An 18,033-nucleotide genomic window follows, 5' to 3' on the forward strand; every position below is an offset into this window, starting at 1 on the left:
ACTGGATTCCTTCAAGCTTTTTTGCTGCCTGGCGCTTTTTCAATAAGCGCAGGCAGCTATTGTTTTTGTAGCCATGCGAATTGTGTTTTGCTGCACGGGCACGGCCCCTGAACCCTGGCTCGCGGGCCTGCGGGCGGCCTTGCCCGAAGCGGACGTGTTCTTGTGGACCCACGGGGCCCCGCAGGCCGACCACGCGGTGGTCTGGGCCCCGCCGCAGGCCTTCATCGACGAGCAGCCTGGGCTGCAAACCCTGTTCAACATCGGGGCCGGGGTGGATGCCTTGTTGCGCCTGCAACTGCCGCCGGGCGTGCAGGTGGTGCGGCTGGACGACGCCGGCATGTCGGTGCAGATGGCCGAGTACGTGTGCCAGGCCGTCATCCGCCATTTCCGCGAGTTCGACGTGTCCGAACGCGACATGGCCCAAGGTCGCTGGGCCTTCCGCAAGCCGCGGCTGCGATCCGACTTTACGGTGGGCGTCATGGGCCTGGGCGTGCTGGGCACGCGGGTGGCGCAGGCGCTGCGCGTGTTCGAATTCCCCGTGCTGGGCTGGAGCCGTTCCCCCAAGGACGTGCCGGGCGTGCAGACGCTGACGGGCGAGGCGCGGTTTCACGACTTCCTGGCGTCGTGCCGGGTGCTGGTCAACCTGCTGCCGCTGACGGCGCAGACGGAGAACATCCTCAACCGCCACACCCTGTCGCGGCTGCAGCCCGGGGGCTACCTGGTCAACGTGGCCCGTGGTGCCCACCTGGCGGAGGCCGACCTGCTGGCCCTGCTGGACGAAGGCCATCTGGCTGGGGCCACGCTGGACGTGTTCCGCACCGAGCCCTTGCCGGAGGGGCATCCGTTCTGGGGGCATCCCAAACTGACGCTCACGCCCCACACCTCGGCCCGCACCCTGCGCGACGAGAGCATTGCGCAGATTGCGGGCAAAATCCGCGCCCTGGCGGCGGGCCAGCCCGTGGCGGGCGTGGTGAACCGGTCTCTCGGCTACTGAGCTTGCGCTGGCTGTTGTTGCGCACACCACAATCGCGGCATGAGTTATCTCAAACCTTGGCTCAGTCTGGATCAGCAGCTTGAACGGCTGCAGGCCCGTGGCTTGGCGGTATCGGATCGCGACAAGGCGTTGACCTACTTGCACCGCATTGGGTACTACCGCCTCAGTGGGTACTGGTTTGCTTTGCGTGAACGGTCTGGTCCCTGTTGTGTGCTTGATAAGCCTCGACATGGCAAGCAAAAGGCCAAGGTGGAAACCATGGCGCTGGACACTTTCAAACCCGGTGCCACGTTTGAAAATGCGGTGCACCTGTATGTGTTTGACAAGCAGTTGCGCTTGTTGGTCATGGATGCGCTGGAACGGGTGGAAGTGGCGTTGCGCGTCGATGTGTCGTACACGCTCGGCAAGTTGGATCCGTTTGCCTACTTGCGGGCAGACTTGTTTCACGACACCTTCAGCAAGGAGGTGGGCAAAGACTCTGGCTTGACCAAACATCACGAGTGGTTGACCAAACATGCGCAATTGATCGGCCGTTCCAAAGAAGAGTTTGTGACCCACAACAAAACCAAATACGGCTTGCCCTTGGCCATTTGGGTGGCGTGCGAGGTGTGGGACTTTGGCGCACTGTCTACCTTGTTTGCCGGTATGCGCGAGGCCGAGCAAGATGCCATCGCGGCCAAATATGGGGTCAGCAATGGGCGGGTGTTTGCGACCTGGCTGCGCAGCTTGAATTACCTGCGCAACGTGTGCGCCCACCACAGCCGTTTGTGGAACCGCAACATGGTCGATCAACCCAGGCTGCCACCCGCATCGGAAATGCCTTGGGTTGTGCCGTTTGCCTGCAATGCCCATGCGCTGGCGCGTTGTTTTTTGCTGTTGTGTTTGTTACGCCACTTGCTGGGGGTGATCAATCCGACCTCATCTTGGGCTGACCGTGTCAAAACCCATCTCAGGACGTTTCCGAATTTGGATCATCTGGGTTTGAACTTGGCCAGCATGGGCGCGGGAGCCACCTGGGCAGACCAGTTGGGCGCTGAGGCGACCGGTCAATAAAAAACCCCCAAGCAACTTGCCTGCCGAAGCAGTTGGGTTGAAGGGGGCCGTGTTGAGCATATTTTAGCTGTAAAACGAATATTCAGGATTAGAAATGAGCCTCCAAAACCTTCCTGCCCGCGTCAAACTGGTCGATGTGGGCCCCCGCGACGGGCTGCAAAACGAAAAGCAGATGGTGCCCGCCGCCATCAAGATCGGGCTGATCGACCGCCTGCAACAAGCCGGGGTGCGCCACCTGGAGGCCACCAGTTTCGTGTCGCCCAAATGGGTGCCGCAAATGGGCGATGCCGCCGAGGTCATGGCTGGTCTGCCGCGGCGCAACGACGTGGTGTATTCGGTCCTCACCCCCAACCTGAAAGGTTTTGAAGGCGCGCTGGCCGCCGGGGCCAACGAGGTGGTGGTGTTCGGCGCGGCCAGCGAGGCCTTCAGCCAGAAGAACATCAACTGCTCCATCGCCGAGTCCATCGAGCGGTTTGCTCCTGTTGTTGTAGCTGCTCACGCTTCTGGATTAAGCGTGAGAGGCGCAATTTCTTGTGCAGTGGGGTGCCCCTACGAAGGCGAGGTGTCGCCCGAGCGGGTGGCCCTGGTGGCCCGCTTGATGAAGGACATTGGCGTGGACCACGTCGGTGTGGCCGACACCATTGGCGTGGGCACCCCGCGCAAGGTGCAGGCCGCGCTGGACGCTGCGCTGCGCCACTACCCCGTGGCCCAGGTGTCCGGCCACTTCCACGACACCTACGGCCAGGCGCTGGCCAACACCCTGGCCGCGCTGGAGCTGGGCGTGGCGCAGTTCGACACCTCCATTGCCGGCTTGGGTGGCTGCCCCTACGCCAAGGGCGCCACCGGCAACGTGGCCACCGAAGACGTGGTCTACATGCTGCACGGCATGGGCATTGACACCGGGCTGGACCTGGACCGCCTGGTCGACGCCGCCCAGTACATCAGCGACCACCTGGGCCGCAAGCCCAACTCGCGTGTGTCGGTGGCCTTGCTCAACCGGCGGGCCGCGGCGTGACCCCCGCGCCGCTGTCGCAACAGCTCATCCAGGCCGCCCGCTGTGTGCAGGCGGTGGAGGCCGGGCGTTCGCTGTCCGATGCACTGCCCCAGGTGCCCGCGGCCCTGCGGCCCGGCGTGCAAGCCCTGGCCTTCCATGCCCTGCGGCAGCTGGGGCTGGCGCGGGCCTTGTTGCGCCGTTTGACCGAACATGCACCCGCGCCCGCCGTGTCGGCGTTGCTGGAGGTGGCGTTGTCGCTGCTGGCGGCCCGCGATGCCCCGGCCGCCCCCCACTACGAAGCCTTCACGGTGGTGGACCAGGCGGTGGACGCGGCGCACACCATCGGCCGTCGGCAGGTGGCGCTGGTCAATGCCTGCCTGCGCCGCTTCCTGCGTGAGCAGGACGCCCTGGTGCCCGAAGTCCAGGCCGCCGATTGGGAGGCCCGCTACAACCACCCCGCGTGGTGGGTGAAGCGGGTGCGCCGAGACCATCCCCAGCATTGGCAGGCGCTGCTGGCCGCCAGCCAGCAGCCGGCCTCGCTGGTGTTGCGGACCAACCGCCTGTGCACGGACCGTTCCACCCACCTCCAGCAGCTGGCGCAGGCCGGGGTGGCGGCACAAGCCATGGACTTGCCGTGGGGGGTACCGGAGGCGGTCCCCCAGGGCATGGCGGGCGAGTCAGATGCCGTTTGGCTGGCGCAGCACACCGCGGTGGAGGCCTTGCCCGGCTACGCCCAGGGCGGCTTTGCCGTGCAGGACGCCGCCGCGCAGCTGGCCGCGCCGCTGCTGTTGTCGGGGTGGACGCCCGAGTCGACTGCTCCCGGTGGTGTTCAACGGCCCTTGCGCGTGCTCGACGCCTGTGCCGCACCCGGTGGCAAAACCGCCCATGTGCTGGCCTTGGCGCACCGCATGGGTTTGGTGGTGGACCTGTTGGCGCTGGAGATCGACGCCCAGCGCGCCCAACGCATCCACGACAACCTGGCCCGGCTGGGCTGCATGGGCTTGCCCCTTGCCCCCACGGTGAAGGTGGCCGATGCCGCCCACCCCGACCGCTGGTGGGACGGCCAGCCGTTTGACGCCATCCTGCTCGACGCCCCGTGCACCGCCTCGGGCATCGTGCGCCGCCATCCCGATGTGCGCTGGCTGCGCCGCGAGGCTGACGTGGCCGCCCTGGCCCAGACCCAGCAGCAACTGCTCGACACCCTGTGGCCGCTGCTGCGGGCCGGGGGGCGCATGGTGTATGCCACCTGCTCGGTTTTCAAGGCCGAAGGGGCCGCCCAGGTCGCGGCGTTTCAACAGCGCCACAGCGACGCCGTGGCGTGCCCCGCGCCCGGGCATTTGTTCCCCTCCCACCGCGGGGGTGCAGCGGCCATGGCCGACAATCCCGGGTGTGAGCACGATGGCTTTTTCTACGCACGCTGGGACAAGGCAGCCCCCTGACCGACTGGGGGCGCGGCGGGGCCTGCTTGCGTGGCGCCTGTGCGCCCCTGCCCTGCGGGCGATGCTGGCCGCCCTGGTGGTGTGGGCCGGGCTGCTGGGAGCGGCCCACGCGGCAGCCGAGTTGCAAGAGGTCAGCGTGCAACGCACGTCCGAAGGCCTGAGCTTGTCGGCCGCCATCCTGGTGGACTTGCCCCCCACGGTGGAAGACGCCTTGCTCAAGTCTGTGCCCTTGTACTTCGTGATGCAGACCGAGGTGCTGCGCGAGCGTTGGTATTGGTCCGACAAGAAGCTGGCCAGCCGGGCCCGCACCTACCGCCTGGCCTACCAACCCCTCACCCGCCAGTGGCGCGTCAGCGTGGCGTCGGGGGGCGGGCCGGGAGGCTCGCTCCAATACGCCTTGCACCAGAACCACGCCACCTTGGCCACGGCGCTGGCGGCCATTTCGCGGGTGGCGGGGTGGGAGGTGGCCGAGACCGCCCAGGTCGAGGGCGAAAAGGGCTTGCTGCTGGACTTCCGTTTCTGGCTGGACCCCGCGCTGTTGCCCCGGCCCTTTCAGCTGGGGGTGAACACCCGCAACGACTGGGGGGTGGACCTTCGGCGGCGGCTGGAGGTCCCTGACCAGCTCTCCCCGGCGGCCCCGACCGCCGACGAGGGCTCTGACCCTTCTTCCACCCGTTCGCCATGAAACACACCGGCGACCCTTTGGCCGATGCCGCTCACGCACGCGCCGTGCGTCGGCGTTGGGCCCTGCTGGTGGCGGCCGTGTTCTTCAGCGGCCTCATCCTGGTGCTGCTGTTCATGCTCACCGTGGCCACCGACAACCGGGCCTTGTACGAAGAAAACTTTGGCCGCTTGCTGCTGGTCAACGTGCTCGTGGCCCTCACGCTGGGGGGGGTGATCTTCTGGGCCCTGGCGCGGCTGGTGGCGCGTTTTCGGCGCAAGAAATTCGGCAGCCAGTTGCTGGCCAAAATTGCCGGGGTGTTTGCGCTGGTGGGCGTGCTGCCAGGGCTGCTGATTTACGGGGTGTCCTACCAGTTCGTGTCCCGCTCCATTGAGAGCTGGTTTGACGTGCGGGTCGAGTCGGCCTTGACCGCGGGCGTCAACCTGGGCCGTTCGGTCATTGACGCCCTGGTGGTGGACGTGATGACCAAAAGCCAATCGGCCGCCACCCAGTTGACCTCGGTGTCCGACAACCGGGCGGGCCTGGTGCTGGAGCGCATCCGCGAAGAAACCTCGGTGGCCGACGTGCAGCTGTGGAACGCTTCCGGGCAGTTGGTGGCCAGCGCGGGCGAATCCCGCTTCAGCCTGCGGCCCGAACGCCCCTCCCCCAGCCTGCTGCGGTCCGTGCGTTCGCAACGCACGGTCAGCCAGACCGAAGGGCTGGACGACGCCCCCGACATCGGCGGCATTGCCACCCAGCGGGGGGCCGCGCGCATCCGGGTGTGGACCCTGGTGAACAACCCGGGCTTCGGCCTGGGGACCGAGCCCCGTTACCTGCAAGTCGTCTACAACCTGCCCGATGCGGTGGTGGCCGACGCCCTGGCGGTGCAGGCCGCCAACCGCGAGTACCAGGAGCGAGCGCTGGTGCGCACCGGTCTGCGGCGCATGTACATCGGCACCTTGACGCTGGCCCTGTTCTTGTCGGTGTTCCTGGCCATCTTGCTGGCGGCACTGGTCGGCAACCAGCTGGTGCGCCCCTTGCTGATGCTGGCTGAGGGGGTGCGCGACGTGGCCAAGGGCGACCTGACCCCGCGCGCCGCCCTGTCGTCCCGTGACGAGTTGGGGGGCTTGACCCGGGCGTTTGCCGACATGACGCAGCAGCTGGCCGACACGCGACACGCCCTGGACGACAGCGTTCGCCAGGCCGACGCCGCCCGGGCCCATTTGCAGACCATCCTGGACAACCTGACGGCTGGTGTGGTGGTGCTGGACGAGCATGGGTTGATCGACTCCATCAACCCCGGTGCCACCCGCATCCTGCGCACGCCCATGGCGGCCTACCTGCGCCAGCCCCTGGAGGCCGTGCCCGGGCTGGCGGTGCTGGCCCAGGGGGCGTTGACCGAGTTCGAGCGCATGGCCGCTGACCTGGGCGACGTGAACGACGAGGGCGGGCACGCCGACGCCGAGGCACCCCTGGGCAGCGGCGGTTGGCAGCAGTCCTTCGAGTGGGGGGCCACCTCGGCCGACGGCCCGTTTGCCGAAAGCATCACCATCGTGGCCCGCGGGGCCTGGCTGCCGGGGCGCAAACGCCTGCTGGTGTTCGACGATGTGTCCGAACTGGTGTCCGCCCAACGCGCCAAAGCCTGGGGCGAGGTGGCTCGCCGTCTGGCCCACGAAATCAAGAACCCGCTGACCCCCATTCAACTGTCTGCCGAACGCCTGGCCATGAAGCTGGAAGACAAGCTGGAGGGCACCGAACGGGCCTTGCTGACCCGCAGCGTCAAGACCATCGTGGACCAGGTGGACGCCATGAAACGTCTGGTCAACGAGTTCCGCGACTACGCCCGCTTGCCCGCCGCCAACCTCCAGCCACTGGACCTGAATGCCCTGATCACCGATGTGATGGCCTTGTACGAGCCCGCGGGGGGGCAGGTGGTGCTGGACCTGGACGAAGGGTGCCCGCCCATCCGGGCCGATGCCCAGCAGTTGCGCCAAGTCATCCACAACCTGGTGCAAAACGCCCAGGACGCCACGCCGCCCGGTGGGGCGCCCGTGTGCATCCGCACGCGTCTGTCGGGCACGGGCGCCCGCGTGCGCATGGTGGTGCAAGACCACGGCACGGGCTTCCCTGACCACATCCTCAAGCGCGCGTTCGAGCCCTATGTCACCACCAAGGCCAAAGGCACGGGGCTGGGGTTGGCCGTGGTCAAGAAAATCCTGGACGAGCATGCCGCCCGCATTGAGCTCAGCAACCGGCAGGCCGAAGGCCGGACGGTGGGGGGGCAAGTCACGGTATCATTCGCAGTTGCGAATTAACAACAGCCCTCATGGGAGCAAGGTTTCATGGCCAACATTTTGGTGGTGGATGACGAGTTGGGGATTCGGGATCTCCTGTCGGAAATCCTGAACGATGAAGGCCATTCGGTGGAATTGGCAGAAAACGCAGCCCAGGCCCGTGCGGCCCGGCTGGCGTCGCGTCCCGACCTGGTCCTGCTGGACATCTGGATGCCCGACACCGATGGCGTGTCGTTGCTCAAAGAGTGGTCCAGTGCCGGGCTGCTGAACATGCCTGTGGTGATGATGAGCGGACACGCCACCATCGACACGGCGGTGGAGGCCACGCGCATTGGGGCCATGTCCTTCCTCGAAAAGCCCATCACTTTGCAAAAGCTGCTCAAAGCAGTGGAGCAGGGGCTGGTCAAGTCGGTGGATCGGGTGCGTCCCGCCGCAGGGGTGCCCCCCCGCACCGTGACCGACATCACGGTTGAGTACGCCATGACCGGTGGTGTGTTGGCCGAGCCTGTGCTGGAGCTGGGACCCGTGCCCACCCAGAACTTCGATCTGGACAAACCGCTGCGCGATGCCCGCGACGCGTTCGAAAAAGCCTATTTCGAATTCCACCTGGCCAAGGAGTCCGGCTCCATGACCCGCGTGGCCGAGAAGACCGGGTTGGAGCGCACCCACCTCTATCGCAAGCTCAAGCAGCTGGGGGTGGACCTGGCCCGCAGCAAGCGCGGAGCGCTGTGATTTTTCAACCACTTGAAAGAGTCCAAAAAGTAGTGCTATAATTTTGGTCTTGGCCCGGTAGCTCAGTTGGTAGAGCAGCGGATTGAAAATCCGCGTGTCGGTGGTTCGATTCCGCCCCAGGCCACCAAGCACCATAAGCCCTAGCGCCGTTTTTCGGTTCTAGGGCTTTTCTACATCTGGCGCAGGCTTTCTACAACACCCCATGGCATGGGGTATTTTTTCAAAAGGGTGAAAAATGAAAAAGACGATTGCAGCGGTGGCACTTGCGGGGCTGTCAGCGCTTTCTCAGGCTGCTGGTACCTATGACGGCATTTACCAATTGAGATCCGCTTCGAATGACTGGATTTCCGTACATTCAAACGGGTCTTCGGCGGTTGTGACGCATTACACCATTGTGCCTGCCACGGGGATTAGCATCACATCGATTGTGGGCGCTGTCTTCCCTTCTCAAGTAAACATGTGGGACTTGCTGCTGGGGTCATGGAGTGGGAGCACGCTCAATGTGAGTGGTCAGATGATGCACGCCGCTTGTGCGGTCTCCGCTTCGGTCGTGTTCAATGCAACGACGGCAACAGTGACGTTCACAGACTCGTCAAACACCGCATTGGGTAACGCGTATTCGACGCAATGCCAAATTCTGAAAGGTGCCACGGTTTCCTACGATCGGCTTTTTTGACGGATGACGGTTCAGCAGGGGGCGATGGACGGTCCTCCGGCCTGCTTCTTGTGATGGGTGACGGGCTCAGCTCTTGCTGAGCCCGTCACCCATGTGGACTGCAATCGACATCCAAGCATTACCTCGCAGCGGTGTACGCCATGCTTGCCGATGGTTGGAAAATTTGTGTATAATTCTGAGATCGCTTGGGAACGTGAATGGATGGATTCAGCATTTTGTTGATTCTGTTTTTTTACCCAGGCCACCAAGTTTTGCGGGATTAGCTCAGTTGGTAGAGCGATACCTTGCCAAGGTATAGGTCGAGAGTTCGAGCCTCTTATCCCGCTCCAATTCGCCACTAGTGGCAGTGGCCCATGTGGCTCAGTGGTAGAGCACTCCCTTGGTAAGGGAGAGGTCGCGGGTCCGATTCCCGCCATGGGCACCACGTTGTATTGCTTGAAAGCCTCATCGGTCTCCGATGAGGCTTTTTTGCTTTGTGGCGCGTCGAAACCACCGCCTTGGCGGTGGACCGCTTGACCGGAACGGTGGTGGGCGTCAGCGGCTGGTGCTGCCCGCCAGCCTCAGCTTCAGGCTCAAGTCGGTGCGTGAATCGGCATGGGCCATGGCCGTTTCTGGGCTGATGTGCCCTTGGGCCACCAGGTCCATCAGGCATTGGTCGAAGCACTGCATGCCCGCTTCCCCGCTTTTCACGATGGCGGCCTTCAACTCGTCCACCTGGCCCTTGCGAATCAGGTCGGCCACAAACGCGGTGCGCAGCATCACTTCACTGGCCAGCACCATGTTGTCCTGCGTGCCGGGCAACAAGCGCTGGGCGACCACGGCACTGAGGTTCATGGACAGGTCCATCAGCAGCTGCTGGTGGGCGGAGTCGGGGTAGAAGTTCAGGATGCGTTTGACCGCCTGATGGGCGTTGTTGGCGTGCAGCGTGGTCACACACAGGTGCCCGGTTTCGGCGTAGGCCATGGCGTGTTGCATGGTGGCGCGGTCCCGGACTTCGCCAATCACGATCATGTCGGGGGCCTGGCGCATGGCGTTGCGCAGCGCATCGTCAAAGCTGAGGGTGTCCACGCCCACCTCGCGCTGGTCCACCGTGGAGCGCTGGTGTTGCAGCAGGTATTCGATGGGGTCTTCGATGGTGATGATGTGGTCGGCTGCCGAGCGGGCGCGGTGGTTGATCATGGCCGCCAGCGTGGTGCTTTTGCCCGATCCGGTGGAGCCCACCACCAACACCAGGCCTCGGGGCAGCAAAGACAGCTGCGACACCACGCTGGGCAAGCCCAGGTGAGCCAGGTCGGGAACGTCGTTGTTGATGAAGCGGGCGACCACGGCCACCTCGCCCCGTTGCTGGTACACGTTGAAGCGAAAGCGGCCCACCCCTTCGGCGCGGTGCGCAAAATTGGCCTCGCGCGTGGCCTCGAACTGCATGATTTGCTCGTGACTCATCACCGAGTAGATCAGCTCGCGGGTCTGGCCCACGGCCAGGCGTTGTTCGCCCACGTTGTGCTTGGCGCCCTGGATGCGAATGGAGGGCGGGGCGCCGGTGGTGAGGTAGAGGTCAGAGGCCTGGTTGGCGGCCACCATTTTCAGCAGCTGCATCAAGGCATCGTGGGCCATGGACATGTGTGTTCTCCCTGTCGTTGTGAAAAAGTGAGGACGCCTACCGCAGGCGCAGGCGCGGGGGCGTCAGGCGTCATTGCCAGCCGGGGGCGCGGGTGAGCACCAGGGTCTGAAGGCGATCGTCGTCGGCCAGGCGGCGGTTGCCACGCAACTCGCGTCCGCAGCCCGGGGCCGTGGGGTAGGCCACCCACACGGCGGAAATGCGGTGCCCGTCGTCCGACTCGTCGAGGATGAGTTCGCCTTCGTCCAGGTCGCCGGAGAGCCAGTGCACCGCCGATTCGCCTTTCAGCTTCAGCGTGCCCCGCAGGCTGTCGTCGTGCTCGGGGTGGCGCTCGAACAGCAAGGTGCCTTGCAGCAGCGGGGTGGCGGTGACGGGCGTTCGGGCGTCCGCGGGCAGGGGGCCGTCGTACAGCCGAACCTGCCACAGCCCGTGCAGGTGCTGGCTGTCCACCTGCGCAGGCGACAGGCAGGCGGCGGTGACCGAGGGGGTGGAATCTTTGAGGTCCTTTTGGGCGGTAGCGCTTTCATCAAAAGCGAGAGCAGCTACCAAAAGCAGAGCGTGTGCAAGGCGTTTCATGGAAGGGAAGGCGGGGGGCGGTTCAGCGTGGGGGCGTGGCGTTGCTGGCGCGCAGAGCGAATTCTGCCCGCAAGGCGCGCAGCTTTTCGCGGGGGTCTTCGCGGCTGGTCTTTTCGTCCAGGGCCATTTCCGCGATGAAGCGGCTGGGTTTGCCGTTGATGTACTCGCGCCCCTTCTTGCGGCGCTTCAACCAGCTCACCACCAGGGTGTTGCGGGCGCGGGTGATGCCCACGTACATCAGCCGCCGCTCTTCCTCCAGCCGTGCGGCCAGGGATGCGGCGCTGCTGTCCGGGCCGTCGCCAGGGTTGGACTCCAGCTCGTCCAGCTTGAAGGGCAGCAGCCCCTCGTTCACGCCCACCAGCATCACATGCGGCCACTCCAGCCCTTTGGAGGCGTGCAGGGTGGACAGGGTGACCACGTTCTGCTCTTCCTGCCGCTCTGAAATGGTGGACAGCAGGGCGATGGTCTGGGCCACCTCCAACAGGCTTTTGCGCTCGGTCTCGGTGCCCATATCGGTGGTTCTGCCGCCCGATTCTTCGGTCACGCCGCCGCAGCGGTTGGCCATCCAGTCGCAAAAGTCGGTCACGTTGCTCCAGCGGGCGGCGGCGGCCTTTTCGTGCTCTTCGCTGTCGTACAGGTGCTGCTCGTAGCCCATGTCCTTGAGCCACTCGGCCAGGAAGGTGCGGGCGTTGTCGGCCCCGGTGGTGTGGCGGGCGCGGTGCTCCAGCTCGTTCACCCAACGGCCGAACTCATGCAGGCCGTGCACCGCACGGGCGGGCAGGGCGGCGGGCAGCGAATGGGCAAACAGCGATTCGAACAGGCTGAGCTTGTGTGCCCCGGCAAACTCGCCCAGCGCCGCCAGCGTCTGGTGGCCGATGCCCCGCTTGGGCGTGGTGATGGCGCGCAGAAACGCGGGGTCGTCGTTGTTGTTGACCAGCAGGCGCAGCCAGGCGCACAGGTCGCGGATCTCGGCGCGGTCGAAAAAGCTGGTGCCGCCCGACACCTTGTACGGAATCTGCGCCTTGCGCAGCGCCTGCTCGAACTGGCGGGCCTGGTGGTTGGCGCGGTAGAGCACGCAAAAGTCCTTGAACTCGCGGTGCGGGCTGCTGCTGGGGCCGGTGCCCGCGCGGATGCTCTGGATGCGGGCCACCACCCGCTCGGCCTCGTGGTCCTCGTTGTCCGCGGCCACCACGCGCACGGGTTCACCTTCGCCCAGGTCGCTCCACAGCTTTTTGGGGAACAGCTTGGGGTTGGGGCCGATGACGCTGTTGGCCGCCCGCAGGATGGCGCTGGTGGAGCGGTAGTTCTGCTCCAGCTTGATGACCTTGAGCGCGGGGAAGTCGAGCGGCAGCTTTTTCAGGTTGTCCAGCGTGGCGCCGCGCCAGCCGTAAATGCTCTGGTCGTCGTCGCCCACGGCGGTGAAGCGGGCGCGCTCGTTGTGCGGGTGGCCCACCAGCAGCTTGAGCAGCTCGTACTGGGTGGCGTTGGTGTCCTGGTATTCGTCCACCAGCACATGGCCCAGCTGCTGTTGCCAGCGCTCGCGCACTTCGTCGTGCTCGCGCAGCAGCTTGAGGGGCATGCCGATCAGGTCGTCAAAGTCCACCGCCTGGTAGGCCGACAGGCGCTCTTCGTAGCGCTGCATCAGCACCGCGGTGGCGCGCTCGTCGTCGTTGCGGGCCTGGGCCAGCACGGCGGCGGCGTCCAGCCCGGCGTTTTTCCAGTTGCTGATGGTCCATTGCCATTGGCGGGCCGTGGCGGCGTCGGTGGTGCCACCGGCGCAGTCCTTCAGCAGGCTGGTGATGTCGTCGGTGTCGAGGATGCTGAAGCTGTCTTTCAGCCCCAGCACCTTGCCGTCCTGGCGCAGCAGGCGCACGCCCAGGGCGTGGAAGGTGCAGATCACCACCTTCTGCGCCGCCTTGCCCACCAGGTGGCGGGCGCGTTCGCGCATTTCGGCGGCGGCCTTGTTGGTGAAGGTGATGGCGGCAATGCGTTCGGGCGGCAGACCGGCCTCGATGAGGCGGGCAATCTTGTGCGTGATGACCCGCGTCTTGCCCGAACCGGCCCCGGCCAGCACCAGGCTGGGGCCGCTCAGGTGCATGACGGCCTCGGCCTGGGCGGGGTTGAGGCCATTCGTCAGCGACGAATAGACGGGAACGGCGGATGCGGAAAGGGGGGCTGCGTTTGACACGGCGGCGATTGTCGCCCCAATGCGCCGCGATCCACCCCATGGCCCCGACCGCCCACCGGCGTGCAGGCGCTGACACAATCAGCGCCCATGCTCAACGTGTTGTGGGTGACGTTTCCCTTTTTTGCGCTGGTGGCCTGTGGATTTGTGGCCGCCCGGCGGCGGGTGCTGCCCTTGGACGCCATTGGCGGCCTGAACGGTTTTGTGCTGTTCTTCGCCTTGCCGTGCATGCTGTACCGCTTTGGCTCCACCACCCCCATTGCCGAGCTGCTGGACGCCTCGGTGTTCGGGGTCTACCTGCTGTGCGCGCTGGTGATGGTGGCGTTTGCCATTGCCACCACCCGCAACAAGCGCATCCGCTGGAACGACGCCTCGCTGGGTGCGCTGGTGGCGGCGTTTCCCAACACCGGTTTCATGGGGGTGCCGTTGCTGGCCACGCTGATCGGCCCGCGCAGCGTGGGGCCGGTGATCGTGCTCATCGTGGTGGACATGGTGGTCACCAGTTCGCTGTGCATTGCGCTGTCGCGCCTGGACGGTGCCCAGGGCGGCGCCAAAGGGGCGCTGGCCGCGGCCCGCAAGGCGCTGCACGGCGTGCTCACCAACCCCATGCCCTGGGCCATCGTGCTGGGGGCGGTGGCGTCGGCGGTGCAGTTCAAACTGCCCGCGCCGGTGGAAAAAACCGCCTGGTTGCTGGCCGATGCCGCTTCGCCGGTGGCGCTGTTCACCATCGGGGCGGTGCTGGCGCGGGCGCAGATGACGGTGGACCACCCCGCCCCCCTGTCCGACTACGTGCCCGTGGCCTTGATGAAGCTGCTGCTGCACCCCGTGCTGGTGCTGCTGGTGGGCCTGGCGGCCATCCGCCTGGGGGTGCCGCTGGAGCGCTTCAACCTGACGGTGATGGTGCTGGTGGCGGCGCTGCCCAGTGCCAGCAACGTGTCGCTGCTGGCCGAGCGTTTTGGGGCGGACACCGGCCGCATCGCCCGCATCATCCTGGTGTCCACCGCGGCGGCGTTCCTGACCTTTTCGGCGGCGGTCAGCCTGCTGCGCCCCTGAGGAATTCACCCAGAGGCTTGAAGCTTTTTTGGCCTCTAGCGCTTTTTTATAAGCGCAAGCAGCTATGAAATGTGTAGTGTCAGATGCCCAGCGGGTCCACGTCCACGGCCCAGCGGATCAAGCCCTTGGCCTCGGGCAGGCTGCGGGCCTGCGCCAGGTGCGGGGGCAAATGGGCCAGCACATGCTGCAAGGCGGGGCGTGAGGGGCTTTCCAACAGCATTTGGGCCCGCTCCACATTGGCCACGCGCTGGATGGTGGGGGTGATGGGCGGGTAGACGGTCAGGTGTTCCGCACCGTCCAGCGTGCCAATGGCCGTGCGCACCGCGCTCAGGAAGGCCTGGGCCGCCTCCTGGGTGCGGGCCTCGGCCCGCAGCAGGGCCTGGTGCACGTAGGGCGGCAGCCCGGCCATTTCGCGTTCGGCCAGTTCGGCCCGGGCAAACCCGGCAAAGTCGTGCCGGGCCAGGGACTTGAACACGGTGTGCTGCGGGTGCCAGGTCTGCACCCACATTTCGCTGCGGCCACTCAGCTCGGCATCCCGCCCGGCGCGGCCCGAGGCCTGCATCAGCAGGGCAAACAGGCGCTCGGGGGCGCGGTAGTCGCTGGCGAACAGGGCGGAGTCGGCGTTCAGCACTGCCACCAGGGTGATGCGCCGAAAGTCGTGCCCCTTGGCCACCATCTGGGTGCCCACCAGCACGTCCACCTCGCCGCGGTGCACGCGGTCCAGCTGCTCCTCCAGGCTGCCCTTGGTGCGGGTGGTGTCGGCGTCCATGCGGGCCACGCGCAAGGCCCGCCCGTGGGGGCCGGACACGCCCGACAACAGGGCCGACACCTGTTCTTCCAGCTGCTGCGTGCCTTTGCCCACCGGGCTGATGTCCAAGTTGCCGCAATCGGGGCAGGCGTGGGGCACGCGGCTGCTGTGGCCGCAGTGGTGGCAGCGCAGCGTGCGGTCCACCTTGTGGAACACCCGGTACGCGCTGCAATGGGGGCAATGGCTTTTCCAGCCGCAGGCGTGGCAGCTCAGCACCGGGGCGTAGCCGCGGCGGTTGAGCAGCAGCAGGGTTTGTTCGCCGCGCTGGGCGCGTTCGGTGATGGCGTCCACCAAGGCCGGGGCCAGCACCGCGCCCTTGGGCTGGCGGGCCATGTCGATCAGGCGCAGGGTGGCCAGGGCCCCGTCGCCCTGCCGGGCGGGCATGTCCAGCCGCAGGTAGCGGCCTTGCTCGGCGGCATGCCAGCTCTCCAGCGACGGGGTGGCCGAACCCAGGATGACCTGGCACGGCGTGCCCGCCTGTTGCAAGGCCCGGGCGCGGTAGATGGCCAGGTCCCGCGCCGAGTAGCGGGCCCCTTCCTGGCTTTTGTAGCTGGGGTCGTGCTCCTCGTCCACCACGATCAGCCGCAGCCCGGGCAGACTGCACAGCACGGCGGTGCGGGTGCCCAGCACGATGCGGGCACGCCCTTGGTGGGCCAGCAGCCAGCTGTCCAGCCGTTGGGCCGGGGTCATGCCGCTGTGCAAGGCCACCACGTCGTGGGGGCCGAAGCGGGCGATGAAGCGTCCCATCAGCTGCGGGGTGAGGTTGATTTCGGGCACCAGCACCAGGGCCTGGGCGGCGGGGTCAGCGGCCAGCAGGCGGGACACCGATTGCAGGTAGACCTCGGTCTTGCCGCTGCCGGTCACGCCGTGCAGCAGCACCGGGCGGGCCTGGGCGTCGGGCTGGGCCAGGGCTTGCAGCACCGCGTGCTGTTGCTCGCTGGGCTGTGGCGCCTCGGCCGGCGCGTCTGTCGTGGCGCTGTCGGGGGCGTGTTCTGGGCCGAGGGCCACGCGTTTGTCGAGTTTGCGCAGTCGGCGTTGCCATTGCACCGCCGTCAGCTCCCGCAGCGACGGCGGCAGGGCGGCCAGGGCCACCTCACCCAGGCTGCGCTGGTAATAGCGGGCGGCAAACCCCAGCAGGTGCCGCCAATCGGCGCCCAGGGGGGCGAGGCCGTCCAACACCTCCAGCACGCTGCGCCAGTTCGCGTCCAGGTCGGGAGGGGGCGGGACGGCGTCCCACACCACCCCCAACACCTCCCGCTTGCCCAGGGGCACGCGGACCAGGGTGCCCGCGGGCAAGGGCTGGGCGCTCAGGTAGCTGAGTTCGGCCCCCAACCCAGCGTGGGACGGCAGGGCCACCACCACGGACACCGCAAAGGGCTGGCTTGCAGGGGTTTTTTCAATCGAACTCATGAATCCGGGCGCAAGTCATTGATTTGTCACCGTTTCCTGGGGTATCCCCGTTTTCTGTGGATAACTTTGTGGACAGCGTGTCCAAAACCGGTCCGACCCCACGGAAATCAAGGGTTTGACTGGGGTGCTCAAAAAAAAGGCAATTCTGCGATTCCTTTGAAAATCAATGACTTGCAATCGCTAGCCGTTCTGTAGCAGGGGATGCTATCGGGCGTGGGCTGAGGCCACCGGATTCCCAAAAAGTGTGCATAACGCGGTGGGTGGCGGCGTGATTTTCGGCTGTTTTTGTGCTAGAGCCCCAAAAAAAAAGCCGACCCGCGGTCGGCTCTGGGCCCCCGGTGGATCGGCCGCGCGTCCTCAGCCGCCGGTGCGCATGCGCCGCGAGTGGCTGTGCACGGCCTGCACCAGTGCGGCCACGGCGTCGGGCGGGGTGTACTGGCTGATGCCGTGGCCCAGGTTGAAGATGTGGGTGGGGCCGGTGGTGCCACGGTCGGTGTGGGGCATGCCAAAGTCTTCCAGCACGCGGATGGCTTCGGCCTCGATCTGGGCGGGCGAGGCGAACAGCACGTTGGGGTCCAGGTTGCCTTGCAAAGCCTTGCCGGGGCCGCCCACGTCACCGCCCACCACGGCACGGGCGCGGGCCAGGTTGACGGTCCAGTCCATGCCCAGCACCTCGCAGGGCAGGCTGTTCATGTCGTTCAGCCACAGGCCGCCGCCCTTGGTGAACACGATGCGGGGGATGCGCTGCCCGTCTTTCTCGGTTTTCAGCTGCTCCAGCACGCGGCGGGTGTAGGCCAGGCTGAACTCTTGGAACTTGCCGTCGGCCAGCACGCCGCCCCAGCTGTCGAACACCATCACGGCCTGGGCACCGGCGTCGATCTGTGCATTCAGATAGGCCGCCACCGCATCGGCGTTGATGGCCAGGATGCGGTGCATCAGGTCGGGGCGGCTGTACATCAGGGTCTTGACGGCGCGGTAGTCGTCCGAGCCGCCGCCTTCCACCATGTAGCAGGCCAGGGTCCACGGGCTGCCCGAGAAGCCGATGAGGGGCACCCGCCCGTTGAGGGCCTTGCGGATGCTGGTGACGGCGTCGAACACGTAACGCAGCTTGTCCATGTCGGGCACGGCCAGGGCGTTGACGGCGGCTTCGTCGCGCACGTTCTTGGCGAATTTGGGGCCTTCGCCCGCGGCAAAGCTCAGGCCCAGGCCCATGGCGTCGGGCACGGTGAGGATGTCGCTGAACAGGATGGCGGCGTCCAGCGGGTAGCGTTCCAGCGGCTGCAGCGTGACTTCGGTGGCGTAGTCCACATTGGTGGCCAGGCCCATGAAGCTGCCGGCCTTGGCTCGGGTGGCGCAGTACTCCGGCAGGTAGCGTCCGGCTTGGCGCATCAGCCACAGGGGGGTGTGGTCGGTGGCTTGGCGCAGGCAGGCGCGCAAAAAGGTGTCGTTGTGCAGGGGGGCGAAGCTCATGTTGGATGTGTGTTGGCGCGCGATGGATGGATTATCCCTGCCCACCTTAATGAGAAATTTCCACGGCACC

General features: G+C 66.1%; 14 protein-coding genes and 3 tRNA genes. 12 read left to right on the plus strand and 5 right to left on the minus strand.

The window, feature by feature from the left end; all coding sequences use genetic code 11:
- Window positions 1-73: 73 nt before the first annotated feature.
- From ACYVB7_RS16860 to ACYVB7_RS16910, 11 genes are all read left to right on the plus strand, one after another.
- Entirely contained in the window at window positions 74-994 is a 921-nt protein-coding gene (locus ACYVB7_RS16860) for a 2-hydroxyacid dehydrogenase (RefSeq protein ID WP_460509649.1), read from the plus strand.
- A 39-nt stretch (window positions 995-1,033) separates the two neighbouring features.
- Window positions 1,034-2,047: an Abi family protein gene (locus tag ACYVB7_RS16865; RefSeq protein WP_460509650.1), complete on the plus strand. Its 1,014-nt coding sequence runs from the start codon at window positions 1,034-1,036 to the stop codon at window positions 2,045-2,047.
- 94 nt (window positions 2,048-2,141) lie between these two features.
- Window positions 2,142-3,062: a hydroxymethylglutaryl-CoA lyase gene (locus ACYVB7_RS16870; RefSeq protein WP_460509651.1), complete on the plus strand. Its 921-nt coding sequence runs from the start codon at window positions 2,142-2,144 to the stop codon at window positions 3,060-3,062.
- Entirely contained in the window at window positions 3,059-4,480 is a 1,422-nt protein-coding gene (gene rsmB, locus ACYVB7_RS16875; protein ID WP_460509652.1) for a 16S rRNA (cytosine(967)-C(5))-methyltransferase, read from the plus strand. The genes ACYVB7_RS16870 and rsmB overlap by 4 nt, the downstream gene beginning before the upstream one ends.
- Before the next feature lie 61 nt (window positions 4,481-4,541).
- Entirely contained in the window at window positions 4,542-5,165 is a 624-nt protein-coding gene (locus tag ACYVB7_RS16880) for a DUF4390 domain-containing protein (protein WP_460509653.1), read from the plus strand.
- Window positions 5,162-7,456: a sensor histidine kinase gene (locus ACYVB7_RS16885; RefSeq protein ID WP_460509654.1), complete on the plus strand. Its 2,295-nt coding sequence runs from the start codon at window positions 5,162-5,164 to the stop codon at window positions 7,454-7,456. The genes ACYVB7_RS16880 and ACYVB7_RS16885 overlap by 4 nt, the downstream gene beginning before the upstream one ends.
- A gap of 27 nt (window positions 7,457-7,483) precedes the next feature.
- Window positions 7,484-8,167, plus strand: coding sequence for a response regulator (locus ACYVB7_RS16890; RefSeq protein WP_460509655.1), 684 nt, complete (start codon window positions 7,484-7,486; stop codon window positions 8,165-8,167).
- Between the two features lie 51 nt (window positions 8,168-8,218).
- Window positions 8,219-8,294, plus strand: a tRNA-Phe gene (locus ACYVB7_RS16895).
- A gap of 108 nt (window positions 8,295-8,402) precedes the next feature.
- The gene (locus tag ACYVB7_RS16900) at window positions 8,403-8,843 is read left to right on the plus strand and encodes a hypothetical protein (protein ID WP_460509656.1); all 441 of its coding nucleotides are present in this window, start codon (window positions 8,403-8,405) and stop codon (window positions 8,841-8,843) included.
- Between the two features lie 253 nt (window positions 8,844-9,096).
- Window positions 9,097-9,172 (plus strand) — tRNA-Gly (locus ACYVB7_RS16905).
- Between the two features lie 20 nt (window positions 9,173-9,192).
- Window positions 9,193-9,267 (plus strand) — tRNA-Thr (locus tag ACYVB7_RS16910).
- A 110-nt stretch (window positions 9,268-9,377) separates the two neighbouring features.
- On the opposite strand, the gene ACYVB7_RS16915 is transcribed toward ACYVB7_RS16910, so the two are convergent.
- The 3 genes from ACYVB7_RS16915 to ACYVB7_RS16925 form a co-directional block, all read right to left on the minus strand.
- Window positions 9,378-10,463: a PilT/PilU family type 4a pilus ATPase gene (locus ACYVB7_RS16915; protein WP_460509657.1), complete on the minus strand. Its 1,086-nt coding sequence runs from the start codon at window positions 10,461-10,463 to the stop codon at window positions 9,378-9,380.
- 70 nt (window positions 10,464-10,533) lie between these two features.
- Window positions 10,534-11,037 (minus strand): hypothetical protein, encoded by a 504-nt coding sequence (locus ACYVB7_RS16920; RefSeq protein WP_460509658.1) that lies wholly within the window; start codon window positions 11,035-11,037, stop codon window positions 10,534-10,536.
- Between the two features lie 22 nt (window positions 11,038-11,059).
- Window positions 11,060-13,174: an ATP-dependent helicase gene (locus ACYVB7_RS16925; RefSeq protein WP_460509717.1), complete on the minus strand. Its 2,115-nt coding sequence runs from the start codon at window positions 13,172-13,174 to the stop codon at window positions 11,060-11,062.
- Between the two features lie 138 nt (window positions 13,175-13,312).
- On the opposite strand from ACYVB7_RS16925, the gene ACYVB7_RS16930 reads away from it, so the two are divergent.
- Window positions 13,313-14,275 (plus strand): AEC family transporter, encoded by a 963-nt coding sequence (locus tag ACYVB7_RS16930; RefSeq protein WP_460509659.1) that lies wholly within the window; start codon window positions 13,313-13,315, stop codon window positions 14,273-14,275.
- A gap of 79 nt (window positions 14,276-14,354) precedes the next feature.
- Here the strand turns inward: ACYVB7_RS16930 and priA are convergent, their stop codons facing one another.
- Together priA and hemE are read right to left on the minus strand one after the other, a co-directional pair.
- Window positions 14,355-16,493 carry a primosomal protein N' gene (gene priA / locus ACYVB7_RS16935; RefSeq protein ID WP_460509660.1) on the minus strand — a complete coding sequence of 713 codons (2,139 nt, stop codon included), beginning with the start codon at window positions 16,491-16,493 and terminating at the stop codon, window positions 14,355-14,357.
- A gap of 357 nt (window positions 16,494-16,850) precedes the next feature.
- Window positions 16,851-17,963 (minus strand): uroporphyrinogen decarboxylase, encoded by a 1,113-nt coding sequence (hemE, locus tag ACYVB7_RS16940; protein ID WP_460509661.1) that lies wholly within the window; start codon window positions 17,961-17,963, stop codon window positions 16,851-16,853.
- Window positions 17,964-18,033: the final 70 nt, after the last annotated feature.

The organism is Hydrogenophaga soli (assembly GCF_054777695.1).